The organism is Bradyrhizobium sp. UNPF46, assembly GCF_006658625.1.
Lineage (GTDB): Bacteria > Pseudomonadota > Alphaproteobacteria > Rhizobiales > Xanthobacteraceae > Bradyrhizobium > Bradyrhizobium nitroreducens.
In genome coordinates this window covers 85,747-100,064 of sequence record NZ_LFJB01000027.1, presented here as the reverse complement: position 1 = coordinate 100,064, position 14,318 = coordinate 85,747, and the positions used below count along the sequence as shown (strand labels likewise).

Annotated in this window: 15 protein-coding genes; 8 read left to right on the top strand and 7 right to left on the bottom strand. The window is 65.5% G+C overall.

Annotation, left to right across the window (positions count from 1 at the left end; genetic code table 11):
• The first annotated feature begins 69 nt into the window (after window positions 1-69).
• Complete coding sequence (locus UNPF46_RS12820; protein ID WP_097657589.1) at window positions 70-525, top strand: GNAT family N-acetyltransferase; 456 nt, start codon at window positions 70-72, stop codon at window positions 523-525.
• 246 nt (window positions 526-771) lie between these two features.
• A complete protein-coding gene (locus tag UNPF46_RS12815) occupies window positions 772-1,713 on the top strand; it encodes an aldo/keto reductase (protein WP_100178176.1) in 942 nt (313 codons plus the stop codon).
• A 16-nt stretch (window positions 1,714-1,729) separates the two neighbouring features.
• Here the strand turns inward: UNPF46_RS12815 and hmuQ are convergent, their stop codons facing one another.
• From hmuQ to UNPF46_RS12800, 3 genes are all read right to left on the bottom strand, one after another.
• Entirely contained in the window at window positions 1,730-2,044 is a 315-nt protein-coding gene (hmuQ, locus tag UNPF46_RS12810) for a heme-degrading protein HmuQ (RefSeq protein ID WP_142250252.1), read from the bottom strand.
• Window positions 2,045-2,289: 245 nt separating this feature from the next.
• The gene (locus UNPF46_RS12805) at window positions 2,290-3,507 is read right to left on the bottom strand and encodes a DUF1501 domain-containing protein (RefSeq protein WP_181769907.1); all 1,218 of its coding nucleotides are present in this window, start codon (window positions 3,505-3,507) and stop codon (window positions 2,290-2,292) included.
• A 2-nt stretch (window positions 3,508-3,509) separates the two neighbouring features.
• Complete coding sequence (locus UNPF46_RS12800; protein WP_142250250.1) at window positions 3,510-5,066, bottom strand: DUF1800 domain-containing protein; 1,557 nt, start codon at window positions 5,064-5,066, stop codon at window positions 3,510-3,512.
• A 115-nt stretch (window positions 5,067-5,181) separates the two neighbouring features.
• On the opposite strand from UNPF46_RS12800, the gene UNPF46_RS38245 reads away from it, so the two are divergent.
• Window positions 5,182-5,400: a cysteine-rich CWC family protein gene (locus tag UNPF46_RS38245; RefSeq protein WP_142250249.1), complete on the top strand. Its 219-nt coding sequence runs from the start codon at window positions 5,182-5,184 to the stop codon at window positions 5,398-5,400.
• A 64-nt stretch (window positions 5,401-5,464) separates the two neighbouring features.
• Here UNPF46_RS38245 and UNPF46_RS12790 read toward each other — a convergent pair whose 3' ends face one another.
• The 3 genes from UNPF46_RS12790 to UNPF46_RS12780 form a co-directional block, all read right to left on the bottom strand.
• Window positions 5,465-6,163: a glutathione S-transferase family protein gene (locus tag UNPF46_RS12790; protein ID WP_142250248.1), complete on the bottom strand. Its 699-nt coding sequence runs from the start codon at window positions 6,161-6,163 to the stop codon at window positions 5,465-5,467.
• Window positions 6,164-6,268: 105 nt separating this feature from the next.
• A complete protein-coding gene (locus UNPF46_RS12785) occupies window positions 6,269-6,499 on the bottom strand; it encodes a hypothetical protein (protein ID WP_142250247.1) in 231 nt (76 codons plus the stop codon).
• A complete protein-coding gene (locus UNPF46_RS12780; RefSeq protein ID WP_142250246.1) occupies window positions 6,496-7,275 on the bottom strand; it encodes a sulfite exporter TauE/SafE family protein in 780 nt (259 codons plus the stop codon). The genes UNPF46_RS12785 and UNPF46_RS12780 overlap by 4 nt, the downstream gene beginning before the upstream one ends.
• A gap of 169 nt (window positions 7,276-7,444) precedes the next feature.
• On the opposite strand from UNPF46_RS12780, the gene UNPF46_RS12775 reads away from it, so the two are divergent.
• From UNPF46_RS12775 to UNPF46_RS12755, 5 genes are all read left to right on the top strand, one after another.
• Window positions 7,445-8,359, top strand: coding sequence for a LysR substrate-binding domain-containing protein (locus UNPF46_RS12775; protein ID WP_142250245.1), 915 nt, complete (start codon window positions 7,445-7,447; stop codon window positions 8,357-8,359).
• A gap of 142 nt (window positions 8,360-8,501) precedes the next feature.
• Window positions 8,502-8,726, top strand: a complete 225-nt coding sequence (locus tag UNPF46_RS12770) for a hypothetical protein (protein WP_100178169.1) — start codon at window positions 8,502-8,504, stop codon at window positions 8,724-8,726.
• Window positions 8,727-8,785: 59 nt separating this feature from the next.
• Window positions 8,786-9,016 carry a hypothetical protein gene (locus UNPF46_RS12765; RefSeq protein WP_100178168.1) on the top strand — a complete coding sequence of 77 codons (231 nt, stop codon included), beginning with the start codon at window positions 8,786-8,788 and terminating at the stop codon, window positions 9,014-9,016.
• Window positions 9,017-9,109: 93 nt separating this feature from the next.
• The gene (gene uvrB, locus UNPF46_RS12760; RefSeq protein ID WP_142250244.1) at window positions 9,110-12,010 is read left to right on the top strand and encodes an excinuclease ABC subunit UvrB; all 2,901 of its coding nucleotides are present in this window, start codon (window positions 9,110-9,112) and stop codon (window positions 12,008-12,010) included.
• A 53-nt stretch (window positions 12,011-12,063) separates the two neighbouring features.
• Window positions 12,064-12,990: an HNH endonuclease gene (locus UNPF46_RS12755; RefSeq protein WP_142250243.1), complete on the top strand. Its 927-nt coding sequence runs from the start codon at window positions 12,064-12,066 to the stop codon at window positions 12,988-12,990.
• A 902-nt stretch (window positions 12,991-13,892) separates the two neighbouring features.
• On the opposite strand, the gene UNPF46_RS12740 is transcribed toward UNPF46_RS12755, so the two are convergent.
• Window positions 13,893-14,279 (bottom strand): hypothetical protein, encoded by a 387-nt coding sequence (locus UNPF46_RS12740; RefSeq protein ID WP_142250242.1) that lies wholly within the window; start codon window positions 14,277-14,279, stop codon window positions 13,893-13,895.
• Window positions 14,280-14,318 lie beyond the last annotated feature (39 nt).

The following is a 14,318-nucleotide window of genomic DNA, read 5'->3' as shown; positions in this document are numbered from 1 at the left end:
GACGGCGCGATTGATCGGCGCGGCCATCATCACGTATGAAGGACGCTTCATCGATCGTGGGAATTCCAGATGTCGCTCACCATTCGCTCCGTCACCAGGCAGGACTACGATCAATGGCTGCCGCTGTGGGACGGCTACAACGCCTTCTACGGCCGCTCCGGCCCGACCGCGCTTGCGCCCGAGATCACGAAGGTGACGTGGCAGCGCTTCTTCGACGGCTACGAGCCGGTGCATGGGCTGGTCGCCGAGAGCGACGGCAAGCTGCTCGGCATGACGAACTATCTGTTTCATCGCAGCACCACCGCGATCGAGCCGTCCTGCTATCTGCAGGACCTGTTCACGTCCGAGAGCGCGCGCGGCAAGGGCGTCGGCTCGGCACTGATCCATGGCGTGTATGAGCGGGCGAAGCTGGCGGGATCGCCGCGAGTCTATTGGCAGACGCACGAGACCAACCTCACGGCGCAGCGCCTGTACGACAAGGTCGCGGAGCGTTCCGGCTTCATCGTCTATCGCAAGATCTTCTGAACCGGCGCCTGTGGATAAGTCAGCCTGTCACCCGCGCGTAACATAGCGGGGCTACGCTCCCGCCTGCGTCTGATCTGGCCCCCCGTCACCGATCAAGCGCCCCAAGCGGTCCCCGTCAGTCGCCGCGTCTGACAGGGGCCGCATTTTTTTGTCCGCGCTGCCGGCATGGCAGCAGCGCGGCGGGCAGCTTGCAGCTCGCGAGCGCGGTGGTCACAATGCCCGCCGCTCATCTGACAGGATCCGTCCATGGAAATTCGCAATCTCGGCGCCTCCGGCCTTCGCGTGTCTGCGGTCGGGCTCGGCTGCAACAATTTCGGCCAGCGCACGGATCTGGAGACCTCGCGCAAGGTGATCCATCGCGCGCTGGACCTCGGCATCACGCTGTTCGACACCGCCGACATCTATGCCGACATGGGCGGCTCGGAGAACGTGCTCGGCGCAGTCCTCGGCGATCGCCGCAAGGACATCGTGCTGGCGACGAAATATTCCAAGCCCATGGCCGAGGACGGCACCAAGCAGGGCGCCTCGCGCCGCTACATCATGGCGGCCGTGGAAGCGAGCCTGAAGCGGCTCAAGACCGACTATATCGATCTCTACCAGCAGCACGATTACGACCCGCTGACGCCGATCGAGGAGAGCCTGCGCGCGCTCGACGATCTCGTCCGGCAGGGCAAGGTCCGCTACATCGGCAATTCGAACTTTCCGGCCTGGCGCGTCGCCGAAGCCGAGTACGTCGCGCGCGCCATGAACGTCAGCCGCTTCGTGTCGTGCCAGGACGAATACTCGCTCGTCGTGCGCGACATCGAAAAGGACCTGCTGCCGGCGGCGCAGGAATACAAGCTCGGCCTGTTGCCGTTCTTCCCGCTCGCGAGCGGACTTCTGACCGGCAAGTACCGGAAGGGCGAGGCCGCGCCCGGCGACACCCGCTTCGGAAAGGTGGAGCGGCTGCGCGACCGCTACGTCACGCCGCGCAACGAGGACATCGTCGAGAAGCTCCAGGCCTTTGCAAAGGCGCGCGGCCACAGCATGCTCGAGCTCGCCTTCTCCTGGCTCGCCGCCCGCCCGCAAGTGTCGAGCGTGATCGCGGGCGCGACCCGCGTCGAGCAGATCGAGCAGAACGTGAAGGCGATCGCCTGGAAGCTCAGTGCCGAGGAGATGGCGGAGATCGACAAGATCACGCTGGGCTGACGCTCGCGGTGCGGCGCTACTTCGCCACGGTCTGGATCACCTCGAAGCCTTCGAACTGGGGATGGCCGAGATAGGCCGGCTTGGTGTCACCGGCCCGCGCATGCGCCGCCCGAAACGCCTCCGACTTGGTCCAGGCCTCGAACGCGCCGTGGTTCGCCCACACCGTGTGCGAGGCATAGAGCGTGTGATCCTCGGCTTCGGGTCCGCGCAGCAGATGGAATTCGACGAAGCCCGGCACCTTGTCCAGATGGGTGTCGCGGCCGAGCCAAACCTGCTCGAAGGCGGCCTCGGAGCCCTTGACGACACGGAAGCGGTTCATGGCGATGTACATGGGAGGTCTCCTGATCCGGAACTGTAAGGGACGCACCGCCCTCTCGCTCCCTCGCCCCGTTCTTACGGGGAGAGGGTGGGATGAGGGGGGCCTCCGCGAGTTCGGTCTCGATTGTAGGCGAAGTGCGTGACGCATGCACTGACGTTGTACGAGTCGGATAGGCTGTCACTTTGGCAACTGTGTGCCTTGCCCCTCACCCGGATGGCTTCGCCATCCGACCTCTCCCCGCAAAGAGCGGGGAGAGGTTAAGCCACCAGCCCCTTCATCGGCCGTGCCGCTGCACTGTCCGGGAACACCGTCTCGGCCAGCACGCGATCGGACAGGCCGAACTGGCCCTGCAGCACGCCCTTGATCACCGCGCGCAGGTCTGTCGTCGGCTTGAGGTCGCGGGCCTCATGGAGGTTCGCGAGTTTCAGGCCCGGCCAGTCGGCGATGACGCGACTGCCTTTCACCGCGCCGCCGGCGAGCAGCGCGATGGTACCAGTGCCATGATCGGTACCGTCGGTGCCGTTGATGCGCGCGGTACGGCCGAATTCGGTGGCGACGACGACGACGGTGTCGCGCCAGCGATCGCCCAGGCCGCTTTCGAATTCGGCGAGGGCGCCATCGAGCCCGCCGAGCAGGAAGGCGAGACGCCCGACCGGGCCGCCTTCATTGGCATGCGTGTCCCAGCCGTCGAAAGCGAGCGCAGCGATGCGTGGGCCGTCATCGGCCGCCATCAGCTTGGCCGCGCCACGCGCGACCTGGCGCATCTGCGCGGCCTGATTGCCGGGCTTCGGCTTCATGTCGTCGCCGCTGGCGGCCTTCTCGAGCTGAAGGCCTTGCGACAACGCCGAGGCCAGCGCGGGATCGCGATGACGATAGAGATCGACGAGCCGCATCGCGGTGTCGTCATCCGCCTGCGGCAGCGCCACCGGCGCCCAGCCGACGGTCGGCGCGTTGCCGCGCAGCACCAGCGGCGTGGTGGGCCCGACCGCAAGACCGCTCGAGACGCGCTCGCCGCGCGGAAGCACTTCCAGCGCGCGGTTGAGCCAGCCGGACTGCACGCGACCAGGGCCGGCATAGCCGCTTTCGAGCACGTCCTGGCCGTCGAAATGCGAGCGGTCGCGATAGGGGGTCGCCACCGCGTGGATCACCGCGGCGTGCTTGTCGCGATACATGCGCGAAAACTCGGGCATGGCGGGATGCAGCGCGAAAAAGGAATCGAGCATGATCGCGGGATGGGCGCCATCCGCGGCGAGCGCGATCGAGCCGTGCAGGCCGGCATAATCGGGATCGCCGATCGGGGCGACGGTCGCGAGCCCGTCGAGCGCGCCGCGCAGGATCACCACGACCAATCGGGGATCGCGCCCATCGGCGGCGCGTGCGAATTTCGGCAGGTAAGCCCAGGCCGCGAAGGAGGCGCCGCCGAGCAGAAGGCCGCGGCGCGAGGTGAGGAGCCGGTTCTCGACGCAGTCGATCATGATCATCTCCTCTGCATTTCCGGCGACATCAGGAGCAGCGCGAGCGCCTGCTGCCGCGACTCCGCGCGTTCGACGGTTCGGCGCGTTTCGATGGAGGCCGCATCGGCCGCCGCAAATTCCAGCAGGTCCAGCGGATCGATGTTGTTGCCGAGCCGCGCACCCATCTGCGCCGCGATATCGAGCCTGAGCTTCATCCCCTCGGGCGCAGCCCAGGCCGCGCTGGTATCCGGGAAACCGTTCGGCCCCGCCGGCGACCACAGCGGCTGTCCCAGCAGGTTCAGATTGTTCAGATAGGCGCCGGGATCCTCCGGCACGCGCGCGAGCAGCCTGCCGCTCGCGACGAGGAAATCGTACGGGCTGCGCATCTTGGTCAGCGGCGCTTTCCAGGCCTCGTCGGAATCGACCAGCGCGGTCGCAAGCGCCTTGAGATCGCCGTCGCTCTTGACGAAGACCTCGCGCAGGCGCGCGACCAGCGCCGGCGGGGGATCGTCGGCGACGAAGTGGCGGACGAATTTGGTGGCGATGAAATTCGCGGTCGACGGATGCCGGGCGATGTCGGCGAGCGCGGCTTCGCCCTGCGCCAGCCCCGTCGGCTCGTAGGTCCTGCCGAGCAGCATCTGCGGGCCCGGCTGGTGCGCATTGGTGTTGAACACGAAGGAGCCGGGCGCCCCGAGCTGCCCCTGCCGTCCGGCGAAGGTCCAGCCGGTGATGATGCGGGCGAGCGAGGTGACGTCGGCCTGCGTATAGCCGCCCCCGACCCCGAGCGTATGCAGCTCCATGATCTCGCGTGCGAGATTTTCGTTCAGCCCGCGCTTGCGGTTCTGGCCAGCGCGCGAATCCGGACCGAGCGATTGCTGGTTGTCGAGGAAGAACAGCATCGCGGGATGCTGCTCCACCGCTTTCAGCATGTCGGCGAAGCGTCCGAGCACGTGCGGCCTGATCGCCTCGCGTTCGAACGCGCCGGCCCAGATCCGCGCCAGCTCGCCCTTGCCCGCGGAGATGCAGAAATGATTGGACCAGAACACGACGAGACGCTCGGTGAAGCCGCAGGTGGCCAGCGTCGCGCGCTGCAGACGCGCCAGCGCCTCGGCGCGGAAGGTTTTCTGGATCACGTTGAGCGGCTGCGATGCAGGCTTTGCGGGCTGCGGCGCAGCCATGTTGGGCTGCATGGTCTCCGGCTTCGCCGCGTTGTCGGCGGGCCTTGCATCGGCCATCTGGCCCGCAACTTCGGTCGCCGCTGCGTTCAGCGACAGATTACGGCGCAGAGCAGGCTTCTGATCGGCAGGCGCTTGTGCCGGCGCTTCAGTGGACGCGGCCGCCTTCGCCGCTTCGCGCGCCTGCTTGACCTGATCCTGATAGGCGAACACGGCCTGCCCGAGTTGCTGCGTCGATTGCAGGCCGGGCGCCTCCAGCAGCACACCGCTGGGACGCGCAAGCTCCGCCTTCACGAAACCGCGCGGATCGGAGGCTGCGTTGATGAGATCGCCGGACGCGCCGCCGCGGGCACCGAAGCCAAAACGGTTGAGCGCAACGAGCGCGGCTTGCGAATCGCGGGCCATCAAATTGTCCTTCGCGCCGTCGTGACGCGCTTTCCGATATCACGCAGGTCGCATAATATACGGTGTCGGGAGATGAACCCGACATTAAAATGACGGCGAAGCTTCGGCGCAGACCATGACAATTTCGAAAGAATTTCCGTTGCAGGAACCGCGTCGCCTGGCCTGCTCCCGCTGCGGCGCCGAGTTTGCTTGCGACCTCTCGGGCAATTGCTGGTGCGCGGAAGAAACAGCAAAGCTGCCGATGCCGATTGAGGGTGAGGACTGCCTGTGCCGGGAATGCTTGCGCAAGGCAGCGGCGGAGGCCGTCCGTAGCCCGGATGGCGCGCAAGCGTAATCCGGGAATCCCTCCACAGGCACCGGCCCCCGGATTTCGCTGCGCTCCATCCGGGCTACGAAGTTTAGACCTCAAACCCCGGCGATGTCCGCGCCATGCCGTCGAACGCGTCGAGCAGTTTTTCGCGCCAGGCATAGACCGGATCATCGGCTTCCAGCAGCTTGAACGGGCTCACCACGCGCGCCCATTGGAAACCGCCGAACACGACGTAGTCGGCGTAGTTCGGCGCAGCGCCACCGAGATAGGGCTGCTTCTTCAAGGTCTGGCGCATGATCTCGAGCGACTTGCGGAAGGCGACCACGCCGGTGTCGCGGCTCGCCATGACCTCTTCGAGGCTCTTGCCGCCGAAGCGCGCCTCGCGCGACTTGCGGAAATAGGCCGCGTCGATCTCGGCAAGATTGTTCGGGATGTCGGCAACGATGAGCGGAAAGATGCCGCCGACGATGGCGATGTCGCCGAAGGCGTTGATCATGCGCGCCATGGCCCGGCCGCCCTCACCGCCGAACAGCGACGGCCCCTCCGGGAAATTGTCCTCCAGATAATTCGCGATCGTCCAGGAATCGACCACCGGCTTGTCGTCATGCAGCAGCACCGGGACCTTTTCCGAGCCGTGCGGCGCAAGCGCGCTCTTCTCCGTGAAGCGCCAGGGCAGCGATTCCGCCGACAATCCCTTATGCGCCAGCGCCATCCGCGTGCGCCAGCAATACGGGCTGAACGGGCGCGAGGGATCGGTGCCGACGAGTTCGTAGAGCTTGAGTGACATGGCGGTGTTCCGTCATTGCGAGCATAGCGAGGCTGTCCGGACTGCCGCCGCGAAAGACATTCTGGATTGCTTCGCTGGCGCTCGCAATGGCGATGTCGCGGGGCGTTACCGCCCGTTCGCGCGCAGCAGCCTCTCGCCGCCTTCCGTCACCGCGATGACCAGCCCGAGGCCTGCGATGGTCTCGCGTGCGACGTAGCCGCGGTCGGCGGCGTCCTCCCAGATGGTGAGGCGCGGGCACGAGGTCTTCCAGGTCGCGATCACCTCGGCATAGGCGCGCGGCTCGCGCGCCACCCATTCGACGAAGTCCAGCACCAGCGGATCGGCAGTCTCGCTCATTGCAAACCTCCCTTGTCGAAGGCGGCCAGCACCGGCGCACGAAGCAGCAGCCAGCCGCCATAGGCGATGTAATAGCAGGCAATGGTGGTGATCAGCTTGTTGGACCAGGCGATGAATTGCTGGTCTGTCATCGCTTCCAGGATGCGCCGCGCCAGCGTGGTGCCGAGCATCGAGGCTGCAATCGCGACGCCGGCGAGCACGGGATCGAGGCTCGCCGCCTGGTCGATGATGCCGCCGAAATAGATCAGCTTGGTGAAATGGCTGACGAGCTGGCACATCGCTTTCGTCGCCACCTTTTCGCGCCGGCCGAAATCGCCGCCGAGGAAAAAGGTGTCGAGCAGCGGACCGGAGACGCCGGTCATCAGCATCAGGCCCATGCAAATCGTGCCGTAGACCGTGCCTTGCCAGAGACGATCGGGATCCGGCTTGATGTTTGACGGCAGCAGCCGCGCCATGAACGGGGTGATGCCGAGCAAGAGCAGCGCCGTCGGCTTGTCCGGCACGTAACGGGTGAGCGACCACGCCGTGAGCGCGACGGCAGCGCCGACCATGTAGTTCGCCACCGGCCGCCAGCGGATATGCGCCCGCCACAGAAACGCGCGCCAGCCGTTCGAGGCCATCTGCGTGATCGCGTGCAGCACCATCGCCGTCGGCAGCGGCATCAGGGCGAGCAGCACGCCGATCAGGATCAGCCCGCCCGCCATGCCGAACAGCCCCGACAGGAACGCGGTGGCGACCATCAGCAATCCGAGGGCAGCGATCATGATGGGCGTCACGGATTGAATCTCCTGAAAGCGCGTGAGGGACGAAGACTGCTCATTCCCCCTCGCCCCGCTTGCGGGGAGAGGCGAAGGGGAACGTGCCTCGCTTGCCCGCCCTTCGCAAACTGAGTTATCTTGGCCTGGCCTCAGCTTTCCTGAGGGTATCGTCCAAGGGGCCCTGCATTTGCGACGTCTGCTGTTTCTCAACGGCATCAAGGCATTCGAGGCGGCGGCGCGGACCGGCAGCTTTGCCGCGGCCGGGCTGGAGCTGAGCGTGTCGGCGGCCGCGGTCAGCCGCATGGTGCATCTGCTGGAAGAGCGGCTCGGCGTCGCGCTGTTCGAGCGTAAGGCCAACCGCCTGGTGCTGACGCAGGCCGGCCGCGCCTATCAGAGCGGGCTGACCCCGATCTTCGACGCGCTGGCCAGCCTCACCGCGCAGGTGACGGCTCCGACGAGCGTCCGCGTGCTCACCATCGGCGTCGGCCATACCTTTGCGATGCGCTGGCTGATCCCGCGCCTGTCGGAGTTTCGCAGCGAGGAGCCCGACATCGAGGTGCGCTTCACCACCGGCGGCGCGTCGGTGCCGTTCGGCGAGGACTGGAGCTGCGGCATCAAGCTCGGCACCGGCGACTGGCCCGGCCTCGTCGCCGAGCCGCTGTTCGCCGGCGACCTCACGCCGGTCTGCGTGCCCCGCCTCGCCAGCGGCCTGAAGCGCCCGGCGGACCTCAAGGGCCCCAGCCTGATCCGCGTCGAACATTCGCCGGAGGACTGGCCGATCTGGCTGAAGGCCGCGAACCTCCCCCGCATCAATCCGCGCGGGCCGGAGTTCCAGTTCTACGGTCAGGCGCTGCAGGCCGCCGCCGACGGGCTCGGCATCGCCATGGGCATCCGCCCCTATATTGACGACGACCTCGCCGCCGGGCGGCTGGTCGCCCCGTTCGACCTCTCCGTGCCCAAGGGCATGCGCTGGTACCTGCTCTATCGCAGCTTCCAGACCGAGCAGCGCGACTTTGCCGCGTTCCGCCGCTGGATCATGCGCGCCGCGGCGGAACCCGCCGCACGCCCGCGGCGGATGGGCCGCGCCACCGCCCGGAACTGACACCCCATCGGCAAGCCTCCAGGCAAAAAAGCTGGCCGCTTGTGAACGGCTTCACACACGCAAATCCGCAAACGTGGTCCCCTGACCCTCCAACAAGGCGCTCGAGCAAGACACGCGAACCAGGACACTTTCGGGGACTGCAATGACGACCCTCTACGACGGCTTTGACATCGAATCTTTTGAGGCCGGCAAAGGCCTCTGGCACGCCCGCATCCGCCGCGCCGATCTCAGCCCGGTCGCGATCGACGGCGTGCTGTTTCCGGCCATGGAGGTCGGTTTCGCCTGGCCCGATCAGAACGCGGCGATCGCCGACGCCAAGCATCACATCGACCGCTTCCGCCGCCGGACCGACAGCGACGACGAATAAGCGGGCGGGACGGCCAGCGAACCAGGGACAGCGCAGCGCTCAAAGGGGATAAACCGGTCATGTCAGTCATCGACTTCGAAGACACGTCACGGCCGAGGATCTACACCCGCACGGTGCTGTCGAACTGCCCGGAATGCGACGGCGATCTGACGGTGCTCCGCGTGATCGGCGGCCGCGCCGGCTGCGAGTACTGGACCATGCGTTGCACCGATTGCGGTGGCATCCATCTCGACATCCTCAAGCCCTATCAGGCAAGCGAAGACGGCGAGGGACCGCTGCCGGCGGCGTGAGGCCAAAGGCTGCTGCCAACCTGCTGTCAGCAGCCTGCATGGCGAGGACCATTCGCCCTTTATTGCGGGGCGGACTCGTCCCATATTCGCCTCATGGCGAAGAAACCTGCATCCCCCGAAAAATCCGGCAAATCCCCCAAATCCAAAGCTCATCGGCCTGACGTGCAGCCGATCGGGCCGGCGCTGGCCGAGCTGCTCAATCCCGCGATCAATCGCGGCGATGCCGGGCTGGGATCGGGGACCGGGCTGCAGCCGCCGCCGGATAATTCGCGCGATCGCCGCGCCGGGGGCGAGGCCGCCGCACATCGCGCGCGGGCCTCGACGCCGAAGGACTTCCCCAGCGACCGCCCGGCGGGACTGGAGGAGGCACCCCAGGCGAATTACGGAACCGCGGCCACCATCCCGACGCTCGATCCGGAACTGGCGCGGCAGCTCGGCCTGCCCACCGAGGAGGACGATGCCGAAGCGTTGGCGCGTCCGCCGCGCAACAAGATGGAGGCGCTCGGCGTCAAGGCGACCGCGGAGGCGCTGGAGTCGCTGATCCGCGAGGGCCGGCCGGAGTTCCGCAAGGACGACGGCTCCACAAAGGTTTGGACGCCGCACCGTCCGCCGCGCCCGGAAAAGTCCGAAGGCGGCGTGCGCTTCGAGATCAAATCGTCCTATGAGCCGAAGGGCGACCAGCCGACCGCGATCGCCGAGCTGGTTGAAGGCATCCAGCGCAACGACCGCACCCAGGTGCTGCTCGGCGTCACCGGATCGGGCAAGACCTACACCATGGCGCAGGTGATCGAGAAGACGCAGCGCCCGGCCCTGATCCTGGCGCCGAACAAGACGCTCGCCGCCCAGCTCTACGGCGAGTTCAAGAACTTCTTCCCCGACAACGCGGTCGAATATTTCGTCTCCTATTACGATTATTACCAGCCGGAAGCCTACGTCCCGCGCACCGACACCTATATCGAGAAGGACTCTTCCATCAACGAGCAGATCGACCGCATGCGCCACTCCGCGACGCGCGCGCTGCTCGAACGCGACGACGTCATCATCGTCGCCTCGGTGTCCTGCATCTACGGTATCGGCTCGGTCGAGACCTACACCGCGATGACCTTCGCGCTGAAGAAGGGCGAGCGCATCGACCAGCGCCAGCTGATCGCCGACCTGGTCGCGCTCCAGTACAAGCGCACCCAGGCCGACTTTACCCGCGGCACTTTTCGCGTGCGCGGCGATGTGATCGATATTTTCCCGGCTCACTATGAGGACCGCGCCTGGCGCGTGAACCTGTTCGGCGACACCATCGAGACCATCGAGGAGTTCGATCCGCTCACCGGCCACAAGCAGGACGAGCTCGAATTCATCAAGATGTACGCCAACTCGCACTATGTGACGCCGCGCCCGACGCTGGTGCAGGCGATCAAGTCGATCAAGTCAGAGTTGAAGCAGCGGCTCGATCAGCTCAACAACCAGGGGCGCCTCCTGGAAGCGCAGCGGCTGGAGCAGCGCACCACCTTCGACCTCGAGATGATGGAGGCGACGGGCAGCTGCGCCGGCATCGAGAACTATTCGCGCTACCTCACCGGCCGCCGGCCCGGCGAGCCGCCGCCGACGCTGTTCGAATACGTCCCCGACAACGCGCTGATCTTCGCCGACGAAAGCCACGTCACCATCCCGCAGATCGGCGCCATGTTCCGCGGCGACTTCCGCCGCAAGGCGACGCTGGCCGAGTACGGCTTCCGCCTGCCCTCCTGCATGGACAACCGCCCGCTCCGCTTCGAGGAATGGGACATGATGCGGCCGCAGACCATCGCGGTGTCGGCGACGCCGAGCGGCTGGGAGCTGAACGAGAGCGGCGGCGTGTTCGTCGAGCAGGTCATTCGCCCTACCGGCTTGATCGATCCGCCCGTCGATATCCGGCCCGCCCGCACCCAGGTCGACGACCTCGTCGGCGAGGTCCGCGCCACCGCGCAGGCCGGCTATCGCTCGCTGATCACCGTGCTGACCAAACGCATGGCGGAGGACCTCACCGAATATCTGCACGAGCAGGGTATCCGCGTCCGCTACATGCACTCCGACATCGACACCATCGAGCGCATCGAGATCATCCGGGATCTCCGCCTCGGCGCGTTCGACGCGCTGGTCGGCATCAACCTCTTGCGCGAAGGCCTCGACATTCCCGAATGCGCGCTGGTCGCCATTCTCGACGCAGACAAGGAAGGTTTTCTGCGCAGCGAGACTTCGCTGATCCAGACCATCGGCCGCGCCGCGCGCAACGTCGACGGCAAGGTGATCCTCTATGCCGACCAGATGACGGGCTCGATGGAGCGCGCCATCGCCGAAACCAACCGCCGCCGCGAAAAGCAGGTCGAGTACAACACCGCCAACGGCATCACGCCGGAGAGCGTGAAGAAGCAGATCGGCGACATCCTCAACTCCGTCTACGAGCGCGACCACGTGCTGGTCGAGGTCGGCGGCCACGACATGACCGACGACGTTATCTCGATCGGCCACAATTTCGAAGCCGTGCTCGCCGATCTGGAAACGCGCATGCGCGAGGCCGCCGCCGATCTGAACTTCGAGGAAGCCGCCCGCCTGCGCGACGAGGTCAAGCGCCTGCGCGCGACGGAGCTCGCGGTCGTCGACGATCCCACCGCCAAGCAGCGCGCGGTGGCGGGTAAGGCCGGTGCCTATGCCGGCGCAAAGAAATACGGCGACGCCGCGAATTTGCCGGTCAGCGCCATGAAGAAGAAAACCGTGAGCTCCGCGCTGAAGGCCAGCGGCGGCGGCAGCGGCTCGAAGGTGCACAAGCCGCATCTCGACGAGATGCACGGGCCGGAGTCGCTGCCCTATCGCGAGAAGCCGACGCTGCCGGCAAAGCCGTTCGGCAGCACCAGCCGCATCATCCAGCCGACGGATTCGCGGCAGTCGGGTCCGGAGTTCGGGCCGGCGCCGAAGTCGACGGGCGGGATGCCGGGGCGGCGGGGCGGGTGGAAGAAGAGGTAGAGGCACTGGCAGATAGCAACCCCTTGTGATTATGCTGGCTCGGGGTCCATGCCATGATCAACCTATTCATCGCCAATACCGACAATTCATGGTTTGATTTTCTCTCCGCGGAGGGAAGTTTGCAGGAGGTCAACTTCTGGTCACCGGGCGAGCAAGGCTTCAAGGCACTCCTGCCTGGAGAGCTTCTTGTTTTTCGTTTGAAGAGTCCGCGTAACAAGATCGGTGGCTTTGGCGTCTTTAGCAGTCACTCCTCGCTGCCAATTCAGATGGCTTGGGAAACGTTTGGGAGGGCAAACGGTGTCCCTTCCTTGGAAGCATTGCGCGACACCATTGCTAGGCTACGGCCCAACGCAAGCATTGTGCCTTCGACCAATATCGGTGCGACCGTATTAGTTGAGCCCGTATTCCTACCTGAGCATCTTTGGTTTGATCTTCCAGAATCGTGGTCCTCAAGTATCCAGCGTGGAAAACGCTACTCAACAGAGGATGCCGAGGGTCTGCACCTTTGGGATCGTCTGTTGGATTCAGCGAAGCTGACCTTAACAACTAACGTCGCGGGCTTCCCATCTCATGAACAAGCACGCTTCGGCGCTCCTACGTTGATTACGCCACGACTTGGACAGGGCGCTTTTAGAGTAGCGGTTACGGAAGCCTACGGCAGACAATGCGCAATAACGAATGGGAAGGTACTCCCTGCCTTAGACGCTGCGCACATAAGGCCGTATTCGGAGGGTGGGCACCACGCGAAATCGAACGGCATCTTATTGCGGAAGGATATCCATTCGGTGTTCGACGCCGGCTATGTGACGATCAGGGAGGACCTCACCTTTGCCGTTAGCAGCAAAGTGAAGGAGGTCTTCAACAACGGCGAAGAGTATCTTCGATTGCACGGGCGTTCGATGAGACTGCCGGTCAATATCGCCGACCGTCCCGACTTGGAGCTGCTCAGATGGCACAATAGGGAGCGCTATCTAGGCTAGTCTAGCTATTGAATGGATGGTTTTCGCCTCGAGCGCCATCGTCTGTTATTACCGCTGCAGGCTTCCCTCACCCCACGCTCGCCGTCACCACCGCCATCACCGACAGCAGCAGCACGATGGTCACCAGCTGCTCCTCGCAATGACGGCGCGGCGTGATCCGGGCCCGCCCCACGCACTGTTTTGCCCGACGCGTCAACACCTCCACGCGAAAATATTCCACTTTACCGAAATTCGGAATTGTCGTATGTCTCGCTCACTCCGGCCCGACGGAGAGGGCGTATCGCGATCGTCACGACATGGGGCCGGGCGGCGGTGGACACGGGTCCCATTGGCGCGAGAGGTTTTGCAGGGCGGGCAACCGTGAGCAGGACGGCGCGCTTTCGACAGGTGGGATGCGTGTACGGCAAAATCGTGTGGTCCTGGCGCCCGGGGCTCTGGCGCCAAGTCTTGCGGTGACATGAGCGGCCCAACCGGGCCGGCGTGTCGGTGATCCGCGAGGTGACGGGGGCAATAGTGCAACGCTCCCCGGGGAGAGCGCGACATAAGCCGTTCCAACCATCGCGCAGGGAAGGCCGGGATGTCCCGGTTGCCCTGTGGTCTTCCGCCTGTGCCTGCACACGCAGACTACCTTTTGCACAGGCGGCCACGGGAGCCAATCGGCTCCCGGCCTTCCCTGCGCCCTCTCTTCCAATCGGGGCGCGCGACCAGGCAAAGCCCGGGCGAAACGCGCCGCGGGATCGCGGAGGTGTGCCTGTCATGAAAGAGGCAAGGATCGAGCGATGTCTTCACGACACATTCGTTGTTGCGGGCGCAGCAAAGCGATCCAGGAATGTCTCCGCGGCGGGATTCAGGATTGTTTCGCTGCGCTCGCAATGACGAGATCGAGGCAGCAAAATCACCCCTCACCCCACGCTCGCCGTCACCACCGCCATCACCGACAGCAGCAGCACGATGGTCACGAGCTGCAGCGAGGCGACCGGCTGGGTGCGCCAGGCCGTGATCTTGTCGGCGAGCGGCAGATGGGCCTCGAAGAATTTCGGCTCGTAGACGGTCTTGAACAAATGCGGGAAGCTCGGCCCGAACGTGACCGCGAGCATGGCGTGGGCGAGCGAAGCGATGGCGACGAAGATGGCAACGCCGGGGTCGCCGGAGAGGTCGTGGTTGCCGCAGAGCTTGAGCAGGAAGGCGGCGGCGGCGAAGGTCGGGAAACTCTGCAGGATCGCGGTCAGCGCGAGACCTTCGATCGCGTTGTGCAGGCGGGACTTTCTGGCGGTGGCGATGGCAGCCATGGCACGTCTCCCTGATGACATGGGGATGACGTTAGCCGC